Origin of the sequence: Streptomyces sp. NRRL S-1813, assembly GCF_000719605.1 — a bacterium.
Lineage (GTDB): Bacteria > Actinomycetota > Actinomycetes > Streptomycetales > Streptomycetaceae > Streptomyces > Streptomyces decoyicus.
This window is the reverse complement of the sequence record NZ_JOHB01000001.1, coordinates 658,114-680,320: the sequence shown is the minus strand read 5'-3', so window position 1 is coordinate 680,320 and position 22,207 is coordinate 658,114. Positions and strand designations below refer to the sequence as shown.

Below are 22,207 nucleotides of genomic sequence, written 5' to 3'. Positions count from 1 at the left end.
CCTCTCAAGGGCTCGCTCACTACGTTCGTTCACTGGGCGCTCTCCATCGACTTGCGCAATTCACTGCGGAGTTCGGGGGTGAGGACGTGGCCGGCCCGGCCGACGAACAGCGCCATGTGGTAGGCGATGACGCTCATATCGCAATCCGGAGTGGCATGCACCCCGAGCAGCGAGCCGTCGCTGATCGACATGACGAACAGACTGCCCTCGTCCATCGTGATCATCGTCTGCTTGACCGCTCCGCCGTCCATCAGCTTCGCGGCACCGTTGGTGAGGCTGCCCAGCCCGGAGACGATGGTGGCCAGGTCGGCGCTGGAGCCGCGCGGACCGTCACTCCCGCCCGCCCGTGCCGCTTCTTCCGCCCGGTCCGGGTCGGAGGACAGCAGCAGCAGGCCGTCGGAGGAGACCACCGCGACCGAGCGGATGCCGGGCACCTCTTCGACCAGGTTGGTCAGCAGCCAATGCAGATTTTGAGCCTGACTGCTCAGTCCTTGACCGTAAGCAGTGGGCGCTTGCGCCTTCAATCGCGTGCCTCCTCGACAACGTGGCTCTCTCCCGGGGCCCCCGCTCCGTCGGTGTCCGTCTGTGGGATGGTCAGCTCCGCTGTACGTTCCGCGATCTCGGCTTCGACCTCGCGCCGGCCGTCTCGCGCTCCCGACTGAAATCCGCCGAGCCTGCGCCGCAGCGCCTCGGCGTTGGCCGCACCGCTCTTGCGCGGAGCGGCCGGCGCCTCTTGCTGCGCCACGACCTTGGGGGTGCGCTTGGGCAGCCCCATGGAGGTCGTCCGCCGCTCCCCCGCGGACGGGGCGGCGGCGGTCTGTGGGTCGGCCGGTGCCTCGGCCGGGGACGCGTCGGTGGGTGCCGCGTCGGTGGGTGCCGCGTCGGTGGGTGCCGCGTCCGTCCCGGCGTGCGTGTGCGCGTCCGGGCCGATGGCGTACGGGTCGGACGAGGACGCGCCGGCGGGCTCGGGGTCCGGAGCGGCAGGCCGGCCGCTGCCGGCGGGCGCCGGGTCCGGGGCCGGGCGGACGTCGTCCTCGGTCCTGAGGTGCTCGCCGGTGCCGCTGGTGGTGGCGGCGTAGGGGCCGGGCGACTGCGGGCCGTACGGGCTCGGTTCGGACGCGGAGTGCGTGGTGGGGCCGGCCGGCTGCGCGTCGCCCGGTGCCGGAACGCCGAGGCCGGCCGCGTCGATCGCGCGCTCCGCGGCGGCGACGAGCGGGTCGGCGGCGGGTGCCGGGTCCGCGTCCGCGTCCGGGGTGCCGTCGGGTGCGGGACCCGGTGCGGCTCCGTGGCCGGCGGGCGGCCCGGCGGGCGCGGGGGTGTCCTGGGACGGGCCCTGGCCGGTCTCCTGGGCCGGGATCGCGGCGGGGGCGGGGGTGCCGCCCACCGCTGCCGGGTCCCTGCGGGCGGCCCGCGTCGGCAGTGCGTTGGAGTTCGCCTCGGCGACCGAGCCGGGCAGGACCGGGGTGTGCGCCGCGCTCTGGGGCGCACTGGCCGGGGAGCCCGTCGGGGCGGGGCGGGTGGGCAGGATCGAGCCGGGCAGCACGATGACGGCGGTGACGCCGCCCTGCTTGGCGTCCCGCAGCTGGACCCGGACACCGTGCCGGGCGGCCAGCCGCACCACCACGTACAGCCCCAGCCCCAGCGCCTCGTCGACGGTCTCGGAGAAGGAGGCGGCTTCGACGTCCGTCAGCCGCTCGTTGAGCTCGGCCATCCGCTCCGAGGTCATTCCTATGCCCTCGTCCTGGACCGAGAGCATGACCTCGCCGCTCTCCAGCAGCCAGCCGGACAGCTCGACATGGGCGTCCGGCGGCGAGAACGCGGTGGCGTTCTCCAGGAGTTCGGCGACGAGGTGGCTGATGTCGTCGGCGGCGAACCCGGCGACCTGGGAGTGCGGCGGCAGCGACTGGATGCGCACCCGCTCGTAGCGCTCGATCTCACTGATCGCGGCGCGCATCACGTCCAGCAGCGGTACCGGACCCTGGTGGTTGGTGCCGTACTGTTCCGCGCCCGCCAGGACGAGGAGGTTCTCGCTGTTGCGGCGCATCCGCGCGGCGAAGTGGTCCAGCTTGAAGAAGGTTTCCAGCCGCTCCGGGTCGTGCTCGCTCTCCTCCAGCGACTCGATGACCCCGAGCTGCCGCTCCACGAGGCCGAGGGTGCGCAGCGAGAGGTTGACGAACCGGCCGTGCACACCGGCGTGCAGGGCGGCCAGCCGCTCGGTGAGATCGGCGATCTCCTCCTTGAGCGCCTCGCCCTGCTCCTGGAGCACCTCGCGCTCGGCGACCAGCCGCTGGCGGCCGCCGACCAGCCGCTTGCGCTCGCCCTCCAGTTCGGCGGTGCGCCGCGCCAGCTCGCCGACCTGGGTGTGCAGTGCGTTGACCGACTGCACGGCGGTGGCGAATTCGTCGTTGCGGCCCTTGTAGGTGATGGGCTCCTCGTGCGCGGGGTCGGCGGCCAGCCGCCTGGCGCCGATCCGCAGCGCGGCGAGCGGCTGGGTCATGGAGCGGGCGGCCCAGATGCCGGCGCCGACGGCCAGCAGCAGGCACAGCCCCTCCAGGCCGATGCGGATCTCCAGCTCCGTGACCTCGTCGTCGCGCAGCACGCCGAGGCGCTGGATGTCGGCGGTGGCCATGGCGGATTCGACGCCGCGCATCAGCGAGATGCGGCTGGTGAGGGTTTCCTGGACCCGCCGGCGGTTGAGCCGCAGATCGGTGGCGTCCAGACGGGGCTGGTCGGTCAGCCGGGTCAGATAACGCTCGGCGGTGTTGACGTCCGCGCCGTTGACGGTGCGGACATAACGGTCCCGGGCGCCCTGGCTCGCGGCCTGCTGGAAGTCGCCCAGCGCGCCCTGTTCGCGCAGATGGGAGACCTGGGCGAGGGCCGTCAGCCGGGGCTGGCTGCCGCCCGCCCTGAGCCCGGCGAGCAGCAGGGCGCGGGTGCCGGCGGCCTGTTCGATGGCGCGGCCGAGGGCGGGCAGCGCGCGGGTGTCGGCTCCGGTGGACTCCGCGCGGGCGGGCAGTCCACGGGCGATGTCGTCGCCGATCGCACCGAGTGCCTGGAGGGCCTGGGTGTAGGCGCTATGGATCTGCTCGGCCGATCCGGCCCCGGACAGCGCCTTTTGACGGGTTTGCGGGAGGGTGTCCAGGAGTTTGGCTGCGGCCTTGTACGCGGTGGTGCCGCCCGAGCCGTCCCGGGCCTCGGTGTGCAGCTCGTCGATCTGCCGGTCCACGCGGGCGCGCTGGGCCTTGGAGGCCGTGGCGTCGTCGGCCCGCGCGGCGTTGGTGGCGGCGTTGCCCAGCCCCGCGGCCGTATGACTGCCGCGCCCCGTGGCGACGTATGCGGTCATACCGTCGCGTTCGTCGGCGAGCGAGTGCGCCAGTGCGATGGCGCGGGCGTTCAGCTCGGCGAGACCGACCAGTTGCTGGCTGTTGGTGGCGTTGTCGGCCGTGGCCATCAGTCCGGGGGCACCGGCACCCAGCACGGCGGCGGCGACAACGGCCACCGCCCCGACGAGTCGGTTGCGCACCCGCGCGGGGCGCCCTCCCGGGCGGTCCTCGCCGCCCTCCGTCATGCCCGGTCCCTTACCAGGACCCGAGCCCGTGGTCGGTCCCGCGACCGAACCGGCCGGTGATCCCGGCTTCCTTGCGCCGCCTCGAAGCCGCATCTTCCGCACCGCTGCTCGCATTCCTGTCTCGCCTGTCCACGCCATCTGGCGTCGCGGACCCGGCTCGCTCTCCGCTCACGGGGCGGACCTGCGCGAAGACCGCAGCAGCACACACTTCCGCGAGGGGAAACAGCCCGGCTCTGCGCGTCGCGACGAACGTCCTGGCCTCACCCCATGATCCGGGCAACGACCATTCCACCGGCGCCGCGCAGTGGCTCGGCAACACATGCCCGGCCACCTGAAGGAGTGAACATCAATCGGAGTTTGGCCATCAACTTCCGTGCGCCGACGTTTTCGGCCGCAACCGTGCGCAGCCCCGAACGGGTTTGGAGATGCGGACGGCTCCTGGAAGGATGCGCGCCCGCATGCCGTCGGCCCCGCGGTCCTTACCTCCGGTACGCCGCCGCCCGGCCACCCTCCGGCGCCACCGCGGCCTCCCTCCACCGGGGGCGGGAGCGGTGCCTCCGGCAGACTTGCGGCCATGCGCATCGAACTCGCCACCGAGCCGGGCGACCCCCAACGCCCAAACGAGGACTACGCATCGGTCGCTCTGCCGGCCTCCGGCCAGGGCGGCGCCCTCGTTCTGCTGGACGGCGTGACGCCTCCCGAGGGGGACTACGGCTGCGTCCACTCGGTGCCGTGGTTCACCGCACGGCTCGGGGGCGCAATGCTGGAACTGTCGGTTTCACACCGGGATATGACACTCCCTGAGGTTCTCGCCGCGGCCATCTCCCGGACGGCTGATATCCATCGGGCCACCTGTGACCTTTCTCACCCTCGCACTCCGCAGGCAACCGTGGTCGCCGCACGGTGGTCCGGGGCCACGGTCGAACACCTCGTCCTGTCCGATTCGGTGCTGCTCCTGGAACGGCCGGACGGCTCGGTGCACCCGGTGCTCGACCCGCGGCTGGACGACATGCCCCCCGCGGTCCGGGAACGGCGCGCCGCCGTACGGGCGCTGCCGCGCGGCTCGGCGGAACGGGCCGCCGCGGTCCGGAAGTACGTCCGCGCGGTCGAGGCGCTGCGCAATGCGGAGGGCGGGTTCTTCACCGCGGCCGCCGACCCGGCGGTGGCCGCCCGTGCGGTGTCCGGCAGCACCCCGCGCTCCGGTCTGCGCTCCCTGACGGCGCTCAGCGACGGGGCGGGCCGCTGGGCGGAGGTCTTCCACGAGGGCTCCTGGGCCGACTGCGTGGCCCTGGTGACCGCACAGGGCCCCCAGGCGCTGATCGACCGGGTGCGGGCGTCGGAGGCGGCGGACCCGGAGGGTGCGGAGTATCCGCGCGGCAAGGCGCGGGATGACGCGGCGGTGATCTTTGTGGCTCCGTGACAATCGCCGGCGGGCGGAGAAATTCTCCCGCCGCGACGGAACGGCACCACGACGGCGGCGGTCCGGGGCCATGACGGCGCCGGCCGCTGCGCCCTGCCCGGACACCCCCTACACCTCGTCCCCCTCCTGCTCCGCGTTCAGCCGGTGCAGCAGACGGGCCAGTTCGGCGACCTCGGCGCGGTCCCAGGAGGCGAGACGGCGGGCGTACTGGGCGCGGCGGCCGGTGCGGACGCGGGTGAAGCGCTCGCGGCCCTCGTCGGTGATGCGGACCAGGACCGCGCGGCCGTCCGCCGGGTCCGGCTCACGGGCGACGAGTCCGAGCTTCTCCAGGGCGTGCAGCTGACGGCTCATCGTGGCCTTGCCGACGCCGAAGAAGCCGGCGAGGGCGGTGGCCCGCTGGGTGCCGGCGTCGGCCAGCCGGACGAGGAGGCCGTATGCGGCGGGCTCCAGATCGGGATGCACCTCTCGTGCCAATTCGCCGGAAGAGGCACGGGCCCGGCGGAGAAATACCGCCAATTCGCGTTCCAGGGCGAGAAATACGTGGTCCACACCAATCGGTTCGCCGTCCGCCGTCGAACCGTCGGCTCCGGTGTCGTGCACGTCAGCGCCCATTCCCGCTTTCCCTCACCTGAAAGTTTCCGCCATCGGCGGCCGAAGCCGCAGCTCGGCCAGTATTTCGCAGGATTAGACCAACGGCAGCCCCGTGACCCTCTTTTGTCACGTCGTTCTACGCGCGTATCGTCATTTCTGGCATGGCCATACCAAGCGGCCCCCGCTGTCAGCAGTTCCGCCGCGCGTCATGCACGTCGCACTTCCGTGCCCACACGCCTGCGTCATGCCGTCAGCTCCTCCCCCCTCAGGTCATCCACCGAGATCTTCGGAGGCACGTATGTCCGTGCTCAGATCCGGCTCCCCCCACCGACCCGCACGCTCACTCGCGAGCGTGGCCGGGGTCCTTCTCGCGGTCCTCTCCCTCCTCCTCGGGCTGGCGGGCACCGCCGGCGCCGCGGCCACGCGGTACGCACCGGAGCCCAGCCACCCCGGCCAGGACTGGGCCGGTTCCCAGATCGCCCGGCACGAAGGCACCGCGGCCGGCATCGCACCGCCGGCGTCCTCGCTCGCCGCGTCCGTCGAGGGCGTGGACGTCAGCAGTCACAACGGCAATGTGGCCTGGCCGACACTCTGGAACAGCGGCGTCCGCTTCGCCTATGTGAAGGCGACGGAGTCCACCAGCTACACCAACCCGTACTTCGCGCAGCAGTACAACGGCTCGTACAGCGCAGGGATGATCCGCGGCGCGTACCACTTCGCCACGCCCAACACCTCCAGCGGTGCCGCCCAGGCCAGGTACTTCGTCGACCACGGCGGCGGCTGGTCCAAGGACGGCAGGACCCTGCCCGGCGCACTCGACATGGAGTACAACCCCTACGGGGCGACCTGTTACGGGCTGAGCGCGGCGGGGCTGGTCAACTGGATGAAGGACTGGTTCGCCACCTACAAGGCCCGTACCGGCCGGGATGCCGTCCTCTACACCTCCACGAGCTGGTGGAAGCAGTGCACCGGCAACTCCGCCGCCTTCGGCTCCGTCAACCCGCTGTGGATACCGCGCTACGGCTCCTCGGCCGGCGAACTCCCGGCCGGCTGGGGCTTCCACACCATCTGGCAGTACACCTCGACCGGCCCGACGGTCGGTGACCACAACCGCTTCAACGGCGCGATGGACCGCCTGCGGGCGCTCGCCAACGGCTAGGGGCTGTCTTCGAAGTCGCCTCTGCCACGCGGCGGCCGGCCCGGCCCCTCTGCGGGAGCCGGACCGGCCGCCGTTGCCCTCACGCCGCGACCGGTACCTCGGGAGCGGCCCCGTTCGACGCCGGGGTCAGCGCCAGCTCCAGCACCTGGCGGACATCCGCGACGGGGTGGACCTCCAGGGCTTCGAGGATCTCGGCCGGCACATCGTCCAGGTCCGGTTCATTGCGCTGGGGGATGACCACTGTGGTGATCCCCGCCCGGTGTGCCGCCAGCAGCTTCTGCTTGACGCCGCCGATCGGCAGCACCCGCCCGGTCAGCGAGACCTCGCCGGTCATCGCCACGTCCGGCCGGACCTGGCGGCCCGACAGCAGCGAGGCCAGTGCCGTCGTCATCGTCACGCCCGCGCTCGGCCCGTCCTTGGGGACGGCGCCCGCCGGTACGTGCAGATGCACTCCGCGCTCCTTCAGGTCGGCGACCGGAAGTTCCAGTTCCGCGCCGTGCGAGCGCAGGAAGGACAGCGCGATGTGTGCGGACTCCTTCATGACGTCGCCGAGCTGGCCGGTCAGCCGGAGCCCGGACGCCCCGGTCTCCGGATCGGCGAGCGAGGCCTCCACGTAGAGCACATCGCCGCCGGCGCCGGTGACCGCGAGGCCGGTGACCACACCGGGCACCGCGGTGCGCCGCTCGGCCGGATCCTGCGCCGACTCGGGGGTGTGGTGCGGCCGCCCGATCAGCGGGCGCAGCTGCTCCGCACCGACCGTGAACGGCAGCTCCTGCTGCCCCAGTTCGTGCTGTGCGGCGACCTTGCGCAGCAGCCTGGCGACCGCACGCTCCAGATTCCGTACGCCCGCCTCGCGGGTGTACTCGCCCGCCAGCCTGCGCAGCGCGTCGTCTTCCAGGGTCACCTCGCCGGGCTCCAGACCGGCCCGCTCCAGCTGGCGCGGCAGCAGGTGGTCCCGGGCGATGACGACCTTCTCGTCCTCGGTGTAGCCGTCCAGCCGGACCAGCTCCATCCGGTCGAGCAGCGGCTCGGGGATGGCTTCGAGGACGTTGGCGGTGGCCAGGAAGACCACATCGCTGAGGTCGAGTTCGACCTCCAGGTAGTGGTCGCGGAAGGTGTGGTTCTGCGCCGGGTCCAGGACCTCCAGGAGGGCGGCGGCCGGGTCGCCCCGGAAGTCGGAGCCCACCTTGTCGATCTCGTCGAGCAGCACCACCGGGTTCATCGACCCGGCCTCCTTGACGGCCCGGACGATCCGGCCGGGCAGCGCGCCGACGTACGTCCGGCGGTGGCCGCGGATCTCCGCCTCGTCCCGGACGCCGCCGAGCGCGACGCGGACGAACTTGCGTCCCATGGCCCGCGCGACGGACTCACCGAGCGAGGTCTTGCCGACACCGGGCGGTCCGACGAGCGCCAGCACGGCTCCCCCGCGGCGGCCGCCGACCAGGCCGAGCCCGCGCTCGCCCCGCCGCTTGCGGACGGCCAGGTATTCGGTGATCCGCTCCTTGACGTCCTCCAGGCCGGAGTGGTCGGCGTCCAGGATCTCCTTGGCGCCGGCGATGTCGTAGGCGTCCTCGGTCCGTTCGTTCCACGGCAGTTCCAGGACGGTGTCCAGCCAGGTGCGGATCCAGGAGCCCTCGGGGTTCTGGTCGCTGGACCGCTCCAGCTTGTCGACCTCCTTGAGGGCGGCCTTGCGGACGTCCTCGGGCAGATCGGCGGCCTCGACCCGGGCGCGGTAGTCGTCGCCCTCGTCCTCCGGATCGCCGTTGAGCCCGGCGAGTTCCTTGCGGACCGCCTCCAGCTGCCGCCGCAGCAGGAACTCCCGCTGCTGCTTGTCGACGCCTTCCTGGACGTCCTTGGCGATGGATTCGGCGACATCCTGCTCGGCGAGGTGCTCGCGCAGCGCCTCGGTGGCGGCCTTCAGCCGGGCGACCGGGTCGACGGTCTCCAGCAGCTGGACCTTCTGTTCGGTGGTCAGGAACGGCGAGTAGCCGGAGTTGTCGGCCAGCGTCGGTACGTCCTCGATCTGCTGGACGCGGTCGACGACCTGCCAGGCACCCCGCTTGCGCAGCCAGCTGGTGGCCAGCGCCTTGTACTCCGTGACGAGTTCGGCCACCGCGCCGGGCAGCGGATCGGGGACCGTCTCCTCGACGGTCGTGCCCTCCACCCAGAGCGCGGCACCGGGCCCGGTCGTGCCGGAACCGATCCGTACCCGGCCCAGGCCCCGGATCAGCGCCCCGGGGTCGCCGTCGGACAGCCGCCCGACCTGCTCGATCCGCCCTAGCGTGCCGATACCGGCGTACGTCCCGTCGACGCGGGGAACGAGCAGCACCCGCGGCTTGTTACCCGTGGTGGCGGCGGCCTGCGCGGCCTCCACCGCGGCCCGGACGTCCGTGTCGGACAGGTCCAGGGGCACCACCATGCCGGGGAGCACGACCTCGTCATCGAGGGGCAGCACGGGCAGAGTGAGCGATGTGGACGTCGAAGCCATGATCTCCCCTTCGGCAAACAAGTTGAGCTTTACCCACTCAATGCAGCCGGGCCGGAAGATGTTCCCCCACGTGCGTTCGCTGTCAGCGATCGGCTGGCAGCGAGCGAAGGCGGCGCTACCAGTGGGCGGGTCGGGACAGGGCCTCCGGCAGCCTGGTGGCGGCGTCGCCCTTGGCCGCGTTGAGCTGTGACTGGGTGAGGAAGAGGGCGCCGGTGAGGTCGGCGCCGCGCAGGTCCGCGTCCCGCAGATCGGCACCGATCAGGTCCGCCGTGCGCAGATCGGCGCCCTTGAGGTCGGCGGCGATGAGGCAGGCCCCGCGGAGGTTGGCGCCCCGGAGGCCGGCGCCCTTGAGGCGGGCCCCCATGAGATCGGCGCCCCGCCGCTCCTTCTTGCGGCCCGGCACCGCGGCCCGTACGAGTTCGCTGGTGCGCAGCAGCAGGGCGTTGACCTCGCCCCGGTGGGCCGGAACGTCGAGTTCCGTGAGCTCCTGGGCGCTGCCGCGGGTGAAGCGCTCGGTCTTCTCCAGCGCGGTGCGCAGGTCGGCGTGCACCGGGCGGGCCGCCGGCAGGGTCAGCGCCTCGGCCAGGTACCAGAGGAGTTCGTGCAGCTGCCGCATGACGGGAAAGACGTCGAACATCTGCCGGGCGGTCCCCGGGGCCTGCCGCCAGTCCTGTCCGCCGAAGGTGACCTGGGAGACCTTCTGTCCGGCGCCGAAGCAGTCGAAGACGGTGCAGCCGGGGAAGCCCCGCGTGCGGAGGTCGCTGTGGATGCCGCAGCGGAAGTCCGTCCGAAGGTTCGGGCAGGGGCGCCCGGCATCCTTGTCGAGCGCGAAGTCCGCCGAGGCCGCGAACGGCAGCGCGACACAGCAGAGCCCGAAACAGCTGCCGCAGTCGGACTGGAGCCCGAGATCGACGGTGTCCGGAATCGATTGCTTGCGGTCTGAGGACAAGATGCGTGCACTCCTGCGGCCGGCGAGCACCGCACCAGGCCGCACTCGGAACGAGCCCCCATTCTCCCAGGCGGCCGAGGCCCCCCCGCCCCTGGCCGGATCCGCTCGCCGCGGGAGGGCATCGGGCCGTCGGGCGCCGGGAGTTGTCAGTGCCCGCCCCTGAGGGCTGTCCCGTAATCCCTGGCGGGGCGCCGGCGGAGATCTCCGGTGAACGCCTGACGGCAGCGTCGGCCCGGAAGACCTCGCCGAGGCGGAGGTGCACCCGACGGTCGTCTGGGAGCGGGGCGAGCCCCTGGACTGCGTGAGCGGGCATGACGAGCTGCTGCGGCCGTTCTTCCGCGCGGCGGCGGACGAGGGGGACGGCGTGCCGATATGGCTCGGACAGCGGCGCGACGCGGTCCGGCGAGCCGGGCGGAAAAGCCCTGCCGCTTCCCCCCTCACGCCTCGTCATGACTGCTACCTTCACGGCATGTTGCAGCGGATGTCCGGAGTTTTCATCGGCGCTCTCTTCGGGACGATCTTCGTGGTCGCCAACGCGCACGACCCGCTGAATCCCGGCGTCGGTATCGCCCTGCGGGTGCTCGCGGTGCTCACCTTCGCCGGGCTGCTGGCGCTCGCGCTGCGGGCCGGGCGCCACGGCCGGCCCGCCGAGGCGGACGCCGAGGGTCCGCAAGCCGACTGGTTCCGGGGGCGGTTCGCGTTCGTCGTAGGGGCCGAGGTGGTGCTGCTGATCGGCGGCAATCTCGCGCTGCGGGCGGCGGGCGCCCCGCAGGAGACCGCCGTGGCCTGGATCGCGCTGATCGTCGGCCTGCACTTCGTCGCACTGATGGCGGTCTGGAAGCGGCGCAGCATCGCCGTCCCCGGCGTCGCGCTGACCGCGCTCGGCGTGATCGGGCTGGGCATGGCGGCGACCTCCGCCGTGGCCTGGGTGCCGTTCGTCAGCGGCGTGCTGTCCGGTGTGGCGCTGCTGGGCGGCTGCGCCTACGCCGTCGCCCATACATACCGGGCGACCGTCCGGCCGTAGGCGCGCGGCCCCGGAACGCTCAGTAGGTCCGCACGCCCCGCAGCGCCGGGTGGCCCAGGTCGCCCAGGAGCGGGGCGGGGCGGGCACGGCGGGCGCGCCAGTGGCGCAGCAGCGGCCAGCTCGCCGCGCCCAGGGCGAGCGAGAGCAGATGGCCCCAGTCGGTCACCGGGTCGACGTAGGCGAGCAGATCGGTCACGGCCAGGTAGCCGGCGCCGGCCAGCAGCGGCCAGCGCAACCAGGCCGGCAGCAGGCCCGCAAGGGCTCCGATGCAGGTCATCACGCCGAAGCTGATGCCGTAGTCGAGGCGGTGCAGCGAGCTCTCCGGCAGCCGTCCTGCGGCGACCGAGAAGGCGACGGGCAGTTCGGTGGCGAGGGTCGCCAGCGCATGGCCGCCGAAGAAGACGGCGGCGGTCCACAGCCCGCCGATCCGCCGTTCCAGCGCCGTCAGGACGAAGAGAAAGCCGATGGCGTACGCGGAGGTCATGCCGCCCGCGATCCACAGGGCGCTGGCGACCAGCACCAGCAGCGGGGCCTGGGCGAGATGGACGACGTCCGTACTGGAGCCCTGGAGCAGTTCGGAGACCAGTGCCGGGTCGGCGTACTCGGTGACGAGCGAGGTGGCCACGAGAAGGAGGGCGTAGCCGAAGGTGAAGGGGGTGCCGGCGGGAGTGGGCAGCAGCCGCCACGGCCGCACCCGGGGGGACATCCGAGGGCCTCTGGGCACCGCCTCCGCCGCGACACCCCCGGCCTGCCGGGGCTCACGCGGCCGCGGAATCCCCGGCAGCAGGTCCGGCACCGCGCCCGTCCCGTTACCCGGCCCCGGTATGACGGACGGCGCACGGCCGGCCCGTCCCTTCTCGGCGGTTCCCAGCCAGCTCACTTGTCCGAGACCCCTTCCGTCCATGGCACATCCGGTCAGCCACGCCCGTCCCCCCGGCCGTGATTCCTCTGCCTCGCCCTACGTTCCGGACCACCCTGCATGCTCAACCCATGAAGAAGCTGTGTGAGTGACATCCCTCACACCAGGCAACCGTCGTCACAGGAGACACGTCCGTGCCACCGGCAGCGGAATCCTGCCCAAAGCGTTGGACCGGCACGGCCCGTATTGGCCACCATGACGCCATGGCTCCCGTTACTCCGACGCAGGCAACGACCGGGCTCTCCGAGGCCCCGCGCACGCTCGACCGCCGCGAGGGCCCGTACGGCGAGGTGGTGCTGCGACAACGGGGCGGACCCCTCGAAGGCCCGGGAACGGACGGCTCCGGGACCCCCGGCGCGCCCGTGGTCTACGAGATCATCGCCAACGGCTGCTTCCTGATGGACACCTCCGACGGCCGCTCCGAACGGCTGCTGGTCGACGCCGCGCTGGCCGCGCTGCCGCCCGGCCGCGCACGGCCTTCCGTACTGATCGGGGGCCTCGGCGTCGGCTTCTCGCTGGCCCGAGCGGCCGGGCAGCCGCGCTGGGGCCGGATCGTCGTCGTCGAGCGCGAGGAAGCCGTCATCGACTGGCACCGCACGGGCCCGCTGTCGGCGGTCTCGGCGGCCGCGCTGGCCGATCCGCGCAGCGAGATCCTGCACACCGACCTGGTCGCGCACCTGCGGACGGACGCGGGCCAAGTCGCCTACGACGCCCTGTGCCTGGACATCGACAACGGCCCCGACTGGACCGTCACCGAGGACAACGACAGCCTCTACTCCCCCACCGGACTCGCCGCCTGCCGTGACCGTCTGACACCCGGCGGAGTGCTCGCCGTCTGGTCCGCGCAGCCCTCGCCGGCATTCGAGGAAGCACTGCGAAATGCCGGTTTCAACGGGGTACATACGGAAGAGATCCCCGTTGTCCGAGGCGTCCCTGACGTGGTCCATCTTGCGCGGAAGGGCGCGTAGCCGACAGTCACACCATGCCCGTACGCTGCTGCCCAGCAATACGCGACCACGCAGGGGATGCAGGGGCGGGCGATGGACCAGACTCAGACAACGCAGGGCGGCACCGCCGCCACGCCGGGCGCCCAGCGCCGGGTACTGGTCGTGGAGGACGACCCGACGATCGTCGAGGCCATCGCGGCCCGGCTACGCGCCGAGGGCTTCCAGGTGCAGACGGCCACCGACGGCCCGGCCGCGGTGGAGACCGCCGAGGCCTGGCAGCCGGATCTGCTGGTCCTCGATGTGATGCTGCCGGGCTTCGACGGCCTGGAGGTGTGCCGCCGGGTCCAGGCCCAGCGGCCGGTGCCGGTGATGATGCTCACCGCCCGGGACGACGAGACCGACATGCTGGTCGGCCTCGGCGTCGGCGCGGACGACTACATGACCAAGCCGTTCTCGATGCGGGAGCTGGCCGCCCGGGTGCATGTGCTGCTGCGCCGGGTCGAGCGCGCCGCGCTGGCCGCGCACACCCCGCGCACCGGCATTCTGCGGCTGGGCGAGCTGGAGATCGACCACGCCCAGCGCCGGGTGCGGGTGCGCGGCTCGGACGTCCATCTGACCCCCACCGAGTTCGATCTGCTGGTCTGCCTGGCGAACACCCCGCGCGCGGTGCTCTCCCGTGAGCAGCTGCTGGCCGAGGTGTGGGACTGGGCGGACGCCTCCGGGACCCGTACGGTCGACAGCCACATCAAGGCGCTGCGCCGCAAGATCGGCGCCGAGCGCATCCGTACGGTCCATGGTGTCGGCTACGCCCTGGAGACCCCGGCCGCATGACGCGGCGGTGGTGGCGGACGCCCGCGAAGGCACTGTGGCAGCGGGTCTGGGAGGGCCTGCGCCCGCTGGACCCGTACCGCTCGGTGAAGGCCGCGCTCGGGGCGCTGGTCAGCGTCTCGGTGATCATCACCACGCTGCTGGTGTTCGTCGCCATGCACTCGGCGACCGAGCTGCGGGTGATCACGATCTTCTCGATCATCGCCTCGCTGCTGATCACCCAGTTCGTGGCCAACAGCCTGACCGCTCCGCTCGACGAGATGACGGATGTCACCCGCTCGATGGCGCACGGCAACTACAGCCGCCGGGTCCGCTCGGAGCGCCGTGACGAGTTCGGTGACCTGGCGAACGCCTTCAACCGGATGGCGGCCGACCTGGAGGCGGTGGACACCCACCGCAAGGAGCTGGTCGCCAATGTCTCGCACGAGCTGCGCACCCCGATCGCGGCGCTCCGGGCCGTCCTGGAGAACGTCGTCGACGGGGTCAGCGAGCCGGACCCGGAGACGATGCGGACGGCGCTGAAGCAGACGGAGCGGCTGGGCCGGCTCGTCGAGCATCTCCTGGACCTGTCCCGGCTGGACAACGGGGTGGTGCCGCTGCACGCCCGGCGCTTCGAGGTCTGGCCGTACCTGTCCGGGGTGCTCAAGGAGGCCAATATGAGCCGCGGCGCCTCCACGCTGGCCGGGGTGGCCGGCTCCGGCACCCACACCCGTACGGACGTCCACCTCCACCTCGACGTCTCGCCGCCGGAGCTGACCGCGCACGCGGACGCGGAGCGGCTGCACCAGGTCGTGGCCAATCTCATCGACAACGCGATCAAGCACAGTCCGCGGCACGGCCGGGTCACGGTGCATGCGCGGCGCGGCGAGGGTCCCGAGAGCCTGGAGCTGGACGTACAGGACGAGGGGCCCGGCATCCCCGAGTCGGAGCGCTACCGGGTCTTCGAACGGTTCAACCGCGGCGGCCCGGCCCCCTCGGGCCCTGGCTCCGACGGCGGGACGGGTCTGGGCCTGGCCATCGCGCGCTGGGCGGTGGATCTGCACGGCGGACGCATCGGCGTGGCCGAATCTGCACGTGGTTGCCGGATCCGGGTCACTCTTCCGGGGCTGGAGTCAGCTCGAAGCTGACGGCCGCTGACGTAGGGTCGGTAGTGGAAGCACTCACTCCGCGGGTGCCACGGCGATGCCCCGTACCCGCGTGCAGGCAAACATCGTGTGTTTCCCGCCAAGTCATGCCCCGAAACCCCTCCGGGAATGTGACGTACACGACGAGTGCCCCTCCCGGCCTGCATCCGGGGTCACAACAGGCGTAGCCTTTATTCCCGCTGTCCACCACCTTAGGAAGCGGAAGAGGGCGGTTGCCGCCGTGTCGCTACAGTCCCCCAACAGCTCGAGCATCTCGACCGACCAAGAGGGGCAGGGAAAGAACCCTGCTGCCGCGTTCGGTCCCAATGAGTGGCTCGTCGACGAGATCTACCAGCAGTACCTCCAGGACCCGAACTCGGTAGACCGAGCCTGGTGGGACTTCTTCGCCGACTACAAGCCGGGCGGCGCCACCGCGCCGAGCCAGCCGGCGGAGGGCTCCGCCCCCGCTCCGGCCGCGCCGGCACAGTCGTCCCCGGCGGCGCCCGCCGCCGCCGAGCCGAAGCCGTCCTCCGCCGCCGAGCCGGCCACCCCGGCGAAGCCGGCCGCGAGCGCCCCGGCTCCGGCCAAGGCCGCGCCGGCGAAGTCCGCGCCGGCCAAGCCGGCCGCCAAGGCCCCTCAGAAGGCCGACGGCGAGGTCACTGCCGGTCCTGAGTTCGTCACCCTGCGCGGCCCCTCGGCCGCTGTTGCGAAGAACATGAACGCCTCCCTGGAGCTGCCGACGGCCACGTCCGTCCGCGCGGTGCCGGTGAAGCTGCTCTTCGACAACCGCATCGTGATCAACAACCACCTCAAGCGGGCCCGTGGCGGGAAGGTCTCCTTCACCCACCTCATCGGGTACGCGATGGTGCAGGCCCTCAAGGCCATGCCGTCGATGAACCACTCCTTCGCGGAGAAGGACGGCAAGCCGACGCTGGTCAAGCCCGAGCACATCAACCTCGGTCTGGCCATCGACCTGGTGAAGCCGAACGGCGACCGCCAGCTCGTCGTCGCCGCCATCAAGAAGGCCGAGACGCTGACCTTCTTCGAGTTCTGGCAGGCCTACGAGGACATCGTCCGCCGGGCCCGCGACAACAAGCTGACGATGGACGACTTCACCGGAGTCACCGCGTCGCTGACGAACCCGGGCGGCATCGGCACCGTGCACTCCGTGCCGCGTCTGATGCCGGGCCAGTCCATGATCATGGGCGTCGGCGCGATGGACTACCCCGCGGAGTTCCAGGGCACCTCCCAGGACGCCCTGAACAAGCTGGGTGTCTCCAAGGTCATGACGCTGACCAGCACCTACGACCACCGCGTGATCCAGGGCGCCGCCTCCGGCGAGTTCCTGCGCATCATGAGCCAGCTGCTGCTCGGCGGCAACGAATTCTTCGACGACATCTTCAAGTCGCTGCGGATTCCGTACGAGCCGGTCCGCTGGCTGCGCGACATCGACGCCTCGCACGACGACGACGTCACCAAGGCCGCGCGGGTCTTCGAGCTGATCCACTCCTACCGGGTCCGCGGCCACGTCATGGCCGACACCGACCCGCTGGAGTACCACCAGCGCAAGCACCCCGACCTCGACATCACCGAGCACGGGCTCACCCTGTGGGACCTGGAGCGCGAGTTCGCGGTCGGCGGCTTCTCCGGCAAGTCCATGATGAAGCTGCGCGACATCCTGGGCGTGCTGCGCGACTCGTACTGCCGCACCACCGGCATCGAGTTCATGCACATCCAGGACCCCAAGCAGCGCCAGTGGATCCAGGACCGGGTCGAGCGCTCGCACAAGTCGCCCGAGCGCGAGGAGCAGCTGCGCATCCTGCGCCGGCTGAACTCCGCCGAGGCGTTCGAGACGTTCCTCCAGACGAAGTACGTCGGCCAGAAGCGTTTCTCGCTGGAGGGCGGCGAGTCCGTCATCCCGCTGCTGGACGCGGTCATCGACTCCGCGGCCGAGTCGCGCCTGGACGAGGTCGTCATCGGCATGGCCCACCGCGGCCGCCTCAACGTCCTCGCCAACATCGTCGGCAAGTCGTACGCGCAGATCTTCCGCGAGTTCGAGGGCAACCTCGACCCGAAGTCGATGCACGGCTCCGGCGACGTGAAGTACCACCTGGGCGCCGAGGGCACCTTCACCGGTCTCGACGGCGAGCAGATCAAGGTCTCGCTGGCCGCGAACCCCTCCCACCTGGAGGCCGTCGACCCGATCGTCGAGGGCATCGCGCGCGCCAAGCAGGACATCATCAACAAGGGCGGCACGGACTTCACGGTCCTGCCGATCCAGCTGCACGGTGACGCGGCGTTCGCCGGCCAGGGCGTGGTCGCGGAGACGCTGAACATGTCCCAGCTGCGCGGCTACCGCACCGGCGGCACGGTGCACGTCGTCATCAACAACCAGGTCGGCTTCACCGCCGCCCCGGAGTCGTCGCGTTCGTCCATGTACGCCACCGACGTGGCCCGCATGATCGAGGCGCCGATCTTCCACGTGAACGGCGACGACCCCGAGGCCGTCGTCCGCGTTGCCCGTCTGGCCTTCGAGTTCCGCCAGGCGTTCAACAAGGACGTCGTCATCGACCTGATCTGCTACCGCCGCCGCGGTCACAACGAGTCCGACAACCCGGCCTTCACCCAGCCGTTGATGTACGACCTGATCGACAAGAAGCGCTCGGTGCGCAAGCTCTACACCGAGTCCCTCATCGGTCGCGGCGACATCACGCTGGAGGAGGCCGAGCAGGCGCTCCAGGACTTCCAGGGCCAGCTGGAGAAGGTCTTCACCGAGGTCCGCGACGCCACGACGGCCCCGGTGGCCCCCGAGGTGCCGCAGCCCAAGGCCGAGTTCCCGGTCTACGTGGACACCGCGATCTCCCAGGAGGTCGTCAAGCGGATCGCCGAGTCGCAGGTCAACATCCCCGAGCGGGTCACCGTCCACCCGCGGCTGCTGCCCCAGCTCCAGCGCCGCGCCGCCCAGGTCGAGGACAACACCATCGACTGGGGCATGGGCGAGACCCTCGCCGTCGGCTCGCTGCTGATGGAGGGCACCCCGGTCCGGCTCGCCGGCCAGGACTCCCGCCGCGGCACGTTCGGCCAGCGCCACGCGGTCCTCATCGACCGCGCGACCGGCGACGACTACACCCCGCTGCTCTACCTCTCCGAGGACCAGGCCCGCTTCAACGTCTACGACTCGCTGCTCAGCGAGTACGCGGCGATGGGCTTCGAGTACGGCTACTCGCTGGCCCGCCCGGAGGCGCTGGTCATGTGGGAGGCGCAGTTCGGTGACTTCGTCAACGGCGCCCAGACGGTCGTCGACGAGTTCATCTCCTCGGCGGAGCAGAAGTGGGGCCAGACGTCCGGCGTCACCCTGCTGCTCCCGCACGGCTACGAGGGCCAGGGCCCGGACCACTCCTCGGCCCGGATCGAGCGCTTCCTCCAGCTGTGCGCGCAGAACAACATGACGGTCGCCGCGCCGACCCTGCCGTCGAACTACTTCCACCTGCTGCGCTGGCAGGTCCACAACCCGCACCACAAGCCGCTGGTCGTCTTCACCCCGAAGTCGATGCTGCGTCTGAAGGCCGCGGCGTCGAAGACGGAAGAGTTCACGACGGGCGGCTTCCGCCCCGTCATCGGCGACTCCACGGTCAAGGCCGAGGATGTCCGCAAGGTCATCTTCTGCTCCGGCAAGGTCTACTACGACCTGGAGGCCGAGCGCGAGAAGCGCGGCGCGAACGACGCTGCGGCTGCTGCCACAGCGATTGTCCGCATCGAGCGCCTCTACCCCCTTCCCGGCAAGGAGCTCCAGGCGGAGATCGCCAAGTTCCCGAACGCCGAGAAGTACCTGTGGACCCAGGAAGAGCCGGCGAACCAGGGTGCGTGGCCGTTCCTCGGCCTCAACCTGATCGACCACCTCGACCTGGCCGTCGGCGCCGATGTCCCGCACGGCGAGCGCCTGCGCCGCATCTCGCGGCCGCACTCCTCGTCGCCGGCCGTCGGCTCCGCCAAGCGTCACCAGGCAGAGCAGGCACAGCTGGTCGCGGAGGCCTTCGACGCGTAGGCGTCCGGGCCGCCGGAGCACCGGTGGGCAGTTGAGTGAAGGGCCTGTTCCCGCGGCTGCGGGGACAGGCCCTTCACCGTGCCGGTGGCAGCTCACACGGGTTGCGGCTCGAAGTCCCAGTAGGGGCGGCGTCGGCGGCGGGCCGAGACCGTATGCGGATGCTCGGCTCCGAGGGTGTCGGTGAGCTGCTGTACGGCCTCCTGCTCCAGCTTCGAGGCGTCCCTGGCCCGGCGCAGCGCCCGCAGGTCGTCGGCGAGCGCGGTCTTCGCCGACAGGGTCAGCGGATGCGTGCCGCCCAGCACCTCGGCGGCGCGCTGCATGGTCTCCCGGCCCAGTTCGACGGCGCCTTCCTCGTCGTCGGCGCGGTTGCGGGCCGCGGCGGCGTTCAGCGCACAGCCCAGTGTCCAGGGGTGACCGGCGCCCACGGCCGTGGTCATCCCTTCGAGCGCCTGCGTCGCCAGGGCCAGCGCCTGTGCGTGCTCGCCGAATTCCGAGCGCACCAGGCCCGCGTTGGCGAGCGTCCCCAGGGCGTACGGATGCTTCTCCCCGACCAGCGTGCGGTAGCGCTCGGCGACCTCTTCGGCGAGTTCGCGGGCGCGGCCGAGGTCGCCGTGTTCGCGCAGGAACGTGGCGTGGTCGGCCTGCATCATGAAGGTGTCCGGGTGCCGCACCCCCAGCACCCGCTTGCTGCGCTCGACGACATCCGCCATCAGCGCGCCCGCCTGTGCGGTGTCGCCCATGCGGCGCATGCACAGCGCGAGATTGTGCTCGGCGCGCAGGGTCTGCGGGGTGTGCAGGCCCATCACCTGGCGGTGCAGCCGCGCGTTCAGCTCCTGGCGCGAGAGGGCGTCGCGGTACTCGCCGGTCAGCCGCAGCATCCGGGCGTAGCCCGTGCCGGTGCCGAGAGTCAGGTGGTGGCGGGCGCGCAGCTCCCGCTCCCGGATCGTGACCACCTCGCGCAGCAGGGCCAGCGCTTGCGGGTACCGTCCGAGCAGCCCCAGCGCGATGGCAAGGTTGTTGCGTGACGCCACGGTGCGCGGGGCTTCCGGGCCGAGCAGTTCGGTGTAGTGCGCGGCGACCTCTTCGAACAGGTCACACGCCCGTTGGTAGGCCCCCAGCGTCATCAGGGTCCCGGCCAGTCCGTCCTTGGCCCGCAGCAGATCCGCGTCGGCCTCGACGCGTCCCGTCTCGCCGTCCCCCGCGCGCTCGGCGCGCTCGGACTCCAGCTCGTCCACGATGGCGCTGCCGACCGCCTCCGCCTCGCGGTAACGGCCCAGCCGCCGCAGCATGTTGGCGTGCTGGTGGGTCAGCACCAGCATCGTGCGCTGTGTCGGTGCCAGCCTGGTCTTCCACCGGAACATGAACTGTTCGCACAGCCGCAGCCCCATGCGGTACTCGCCGCGCACCCGGAGGTACTCGACGCAGTTGACGACCAGCCCCTGCACCGACGGGTCCGCGCTGTCCAGCGCACCGGCCGGCTCCAGATGCGGGATGAGCTCGGCGTAGCGGTCCCACTCCCGGGTGTCGAAGGGGTTCTGCGGATCGGCGGAGACCAGCACCCGGCAGGCCGCCGCGGACAGCGCGTCCCGCTCCTCCTCGGTCATGTCGCTGCGCAGGAAGCGGTGGTAGAGCCGGTGCATCTGGGCGGTTTCGACGGCCGGGTCCTGTCCCGAGGAGACCTGGTAGTCCAGGCGTACCGCGGTGGATTCGGTCAGCCGCCGCAGGGCCGTATTCCAGCTGATCGGCTCGGCCGCGAGATCGGCGAGGTGCTCGGGCAGGTCACCGCGGCGGGCTTTGGCCAGCTTGGGAACGGGGATCGCGTCGGGGGCGAAGAAGGCGAACAGCTTGAGCAGTTCGACGGCGGCGGGGCTGCGCTCGCGCAGGGTGTTGAGGGTTATGGCCCAACTGGTCTGGAAGGCCATCGGGTAGTCGGTGGAGATGCGGATCCCGACGAGGCTGGGCTCGCCCCGGCGGATCAACTCGATGTACTCCCGCGGCGGCATCGGGTTGGCGTCCAGCCAGGCCGCGGTCTGGGCCAGCAGCAGCGGCAGGTCCTGCACGGCGTCGGAGAGGTCGTCCGCGTCCCTCGACGTCAGCCGCGGGGCCCGCCGCCGCGCGTAGGCGACGCTCTCGATGCGGGTGAAGGGGAGGACCTCGATCTCCTGGGCGCTGCCGGAGCCCGACCAGTCGCGGGTGAGGGTGGTGATGAGGACATGGCCGCGGCCGTCGGGGACCAGGTCCTCGATCTGCTCCATGTCGTCGGCGCTGTCGAAGATCAGCAGCCAGCGGCGGTAGGGGCGGCCGGTACGCAGCGCCTCGTGCACCGCCCGGATCCGGTCGCCGATCTCCTGCCCCACGGGCAGGCCGAGCCGGGAGGCCAGCTCCGCCAGCTGCTCGCGCGCCGCACCGCGGTTCGTGGCACTGATCCACCACACCACGTCGTAGTCGTTGCCGAAACGGTGGGCGTACTCGGCGGCGATCTGGCTCTTGCCGACACCGGAGATGCCGTACAGCGCCAGACGGGTCTCCAGGGGCGGACCGGAGTTCCCCCCGGAGCCCGCCAGATTGCCGTACAGCTCTTCCAGTGCGTCGTCGCGGCCGGTGAAGCGGTTGTTGCGGCGGGGGATGTTCCAGATCTCGGGGGGATCGTTGGGGAAGCGCGGTGCGCCGGGCGCGTCCTCGTTCCCGGCCGGGCCGGTCACCGGGATGCCCAGCCGGTTCAGCACCCGGCGGTTGGCTTCGGTCGCGTCCAGGTCGCGCAGGTCGGCGGGGCGCAGCAGGGAGGCCGTGGCGGGCAGGCTCTGGGTGGCCACGCTCACCGCCGCGAACCGGTCGGCGTGCGGGGAGACCACCTCGCGCAGTGCGGCCGTCCACTCCTCCTGCGTCTTGGGGCCCAGCCGGAAATACCAGTCGTCCAGCACCATCAGCAGCCGGCCCTCGGCGGTGAGGAGTCCCGACAGCTCCTCGGCCAGGGCGGTGTCCGCCTGCGGATCCCAGCGGAGCATCGTCGTGTGGTGCCCCAGCTGCTCCAGCTGATGGGAGAGCCAGGCCGCCCACGGCCTGGCGAAGCCCGCATAGCTGATCGTGATGTGGTCGGCGGCGCCGGCGGAACTGGACTGATCGGCCATGCGACCGTCTCCCTGCG

Annotated in this window: 14 protein-coding genes; 7 read left to right on the top strand and 7 right to left on the bottom strand. The window is 71.6% G+C overall.

Annotated elements, in window-relative coordinates; all coding sequences use genetic code 11:
• Window positions 1-29: 29 nt before the first annotated feature.
• The gene (locus IF67_RS0103140) at window positions 30-524 is read right to left on the bottom strand and encodes a roadblock/LC7 domain-containing protein (protein ID WP_030981823.1); all 495 of its coding nucleotides are present in this window, start codon (window positions 522-524) and stop codon (window positions 30-32) included.
• Entirely contained in the window at window positions 521-3,568 is a 3,048-nt protein-coding gene (locus tag IF67_RS0103135; RefSeq protein WP_234340954.1) for a nitrate- and nitrite sensing domain-containing protein, read from the bottom strand. The genes IF67_RS0103140 and IF67_RS0103135 overlap by 4 nt, the downstream gene beginning before the upstream one ends.
• A 574-nt stretch (window positions 3,569-4,142) precedes the next feature.
• On the opposite strand from IF67_RS0103135, the gene IF67_RS0103130 reads away from it, so the two are divergent.
• Entirely contained in the window at window positions 4,143-4,988 is an 846-nt protein-coding gene (locus tag IF67_RS0103130; protein ID WP_030981820.1) for a hypothetical protein, read from the top strand.
• Window positions 4,989-5,096: 108 nt separating this feature from the next.
• Here IF67_RS0103130 and IF67_RS0103125 read toward each other — a convergent pair whose 3' ends face one another.
• Complete coding sequence (locus tag IF67_RS0103125) at window positions 5,097-5,600, bottom strand: MarR family winged helix-turn-helix transcriptional regulator (protein ID WP_030981819.1); 504 nt, start codon at window positions 5,598-5,600, stop codon at window positions 5,097-5,099.
• A gap of 277 nt (window positions 5,601-5,877) precedes the next feature.
• On the opposite strand from IF67_RS0103125, the gene IF67_RS0103120 reads away from it, so the two are divergent.
• Window positions 5,878-6,738, top strand: coding sequence for a lysozyme (locus IF67_RS0103120; protein ID WP_030981818.1), 861 nt, complete (start codon window positions 5,878-5,880; stop codon window positions 6,736-6,738).
• A 79-nt stretch (window positions 6,739-6,817) separates the two neighbouring features.
• On the opposite strand, the gene lon is transcribed toward IF67_RS0103120, so the two are convergent.
• Window positions 6,818-9,226 (bottom strand): endopeptidase La, encoded by a 2,409-nt coding sequence (lon, locus tag IF67_RS0103115; RefSeq protein ID WP_030981817.1) that lies wholly within the window; start codon window positions 9,224-9,226, stop codon window positions 6,818-6,820.
• Between the two features lie 115 nt (window positions 9,227-9,341).
• Window positions 9,342-10,175, bottom strand: a complete 834-nt coding sequence (locus IF67_RS0103110; protein WP_051817502.1) for a pentapeptide repeat-containing protein — start codon at window positions 10,173-10,175, stop codon at window positions 9,342-9,344.
• A gap of 469 nt (window positions 10,176-10,644) precedes the next feature.
• Between IF67_RS0103110 and IF67_RS0103105 the strand changes: the two genes are divergently transcribed.
• A complete protein-coding gene (locus IF67_RS0103105) occupies window positions 10,645-11,199 on the top strand; it encodes a hypothetical protein (RefSeq protein ID WP_030981813.1) in 555 nt (184 codons plus the stop codon).
• 19 nt (window positions 11,200-11,218) lie between these two features.
• Here IF67_RS0103105 and IF67_RS0103100 read toward each other — a convergent pair whose 3' ends face one another.
• Window positions 11,219-12,079 (bottom strand): rhomboid-like protein, encoded by an 861-nt coding sequence (locus IF67_RS0103100; RefSeq protein WP_030981812.1) that lies wholly within the window; start codon window positions 12,077-12,079, stop codon window positions 11,219-11,221.
• A 242-nt stretch (window positions 12,080-12,321) separates the two neighbouring features.
• Between IF67_RS0103100 and IF67_RS0103095 the strand changes: the two genes are divergently transcribed.
• The 4 genes from IF67_RS0103095 (at window position 12,322) to IF67_RS0103080 (ending at window position 19,062) form a co-directional block, all read left to right on the top strand.
• Window positions 12,322-13,086 carry a spermidine synthase gene (locus tag IF67_RS0103095; RefSeq protein ID WP_030981811.1) on the top strand — a complete coding sequence of 255 codons (765 nt, stop codon included), beginning with the start codon at window positions 12,322-12,324 and terminating at the stop codon, window positions 13,084-13,086.
• A gap of 72 nt (window positions 13,087-13,158) precedes the next feature.
• Window positions 13,159-13,896: a response regulator transcription factor gene (locus IF67_RS0103090; RefSeq protein ID WP_030981810.1), complete on the top strand. Its 738-nt coding sequence runs from the start codon at window positions 13,159-13,161 to the stop codon at window positions 13,894-13,896.
• A complete protein-coding gene (locus IF67_RS0103085) occupies window positions 13,893-15,020 on the top strand; it encodes an ATP-binding protein (RefSeq protein ID WP_030981809.1) in 1,128 nt (375 codons plus the stop codon). The genes IF67_RS0103090 and IF67_RS0103085 overlap by 4 nt, the downstream gene beginning before the upstream one ends.
• A 238-nt stretch (window positions 15,021-15,258) precedes the next feature.
• Window positions 15,259-19,062 carry a multifunctional oxoglutarate decarboxylase/oxoglutarate dehydrogenase thiamine pyrophosphate-binding subunit/dihydrolipoyllysine-residue succinyltransferase subunit gene (locus IF67_RS0103080; protein ID WP_030981808.1) on the top strand — a complete coding sequence of 1,268 codons (3,804 nt, stop codon included), beginning with the start codon at window positions 15,259-15,261 and terminating at the stop codon, window positions 19,060-19,062.
• Between the two features lie 92 nt (window positions 19,063-19,154).
• On the opposite strand, the gene fxsT is transcribed toward IF67_RS0103080, so the two are convergent.
• Complete coding sequence (gene fxsT / locus IF67_RS0103075; RefSeq protein WP_030981807.1) at window positions 19,155-22,190, bottom strand: FxSxx-COOH system tetratricopeptide repeat protein; 3,036 nt, start codon at window positions 22,188-22,190, stop codon at window positions 19,155-19,157.
• Window positions 22,191-22,207 lie beyond the last annotated feature (17 nt).

Bases quoted from the DNA above. Each gene is read 5' to 3' on its own strand.
- IF67_RS0103090 (WP_030981810.1), top strand. From the start codon at position 13,159: ATGGACCAGACTCAGACAACGCAGGGCGGCACCGCCGCCACGCCGGGC.
- IF67_RS0103105 (WP_030981813.1), top strand. From the start codon at position 10,645: ATGTTGCAGCGGATGTCCGGAGTTTTCATCGGCGCTCTCTTCGGGACG.
- IF67_RS0103085 (WP_030981809.1), top strand. From the start codon at position 13,893: ATGACGCGGCGGTGGTGGCGGACGCCCGCGAAGGCACTGTGGCAGCGG.
- IF67_RS0103135 (WP_234340954.1), bottom strand. From the start codon at position 3,568: ATGACGGAGGGCGGCGAGGACCGCCCGGGAGGGCGCCCCGCGCGGGTG.
- IF67_RS0103130 (WP_030981820.1), top strand. From the start codon at position 4,143: ATGCGCATCGAACTCGCCACCGAGCCGGGCGACCCCCAACGCCCAAAC.
- IF67_RS0103125 (WP_030981819.1), bottom strand. From the start codon at position 5,600: ATGGGCGCTGACGTGCACGACACCGGAGCCGACGGTTCGACGGCGGAC.
- IF67_RS0103095 (WP_030981811.1), top strand. From the start codon at position 12,322: ATGGCTCCCGTTACTCCGACGCAGGCAACGACCGGGCTCTCCGAGGCC.
- fxsT (WP_030981807.1), bottom strand. From the start codon at position 22,190: ATGGCCGATCAGTCCAGTTCCGCCGGCGCCGCCGACCACATCACGATC.
- IF67_RS0103120 (WP_030981818.1), top strand. From the start codon at position 5,878: ATGTCCGTGCTCAGATCCGGCTCCCCCCACCGACCCGCACGCTCACTC.
- lon (WP_030981817.1), bottom strand. From the start codon at position 9,226: ATGGCTTCGACGTCCACATCGCTCACTCTGCCCGTGCTGCCCCTCGAT.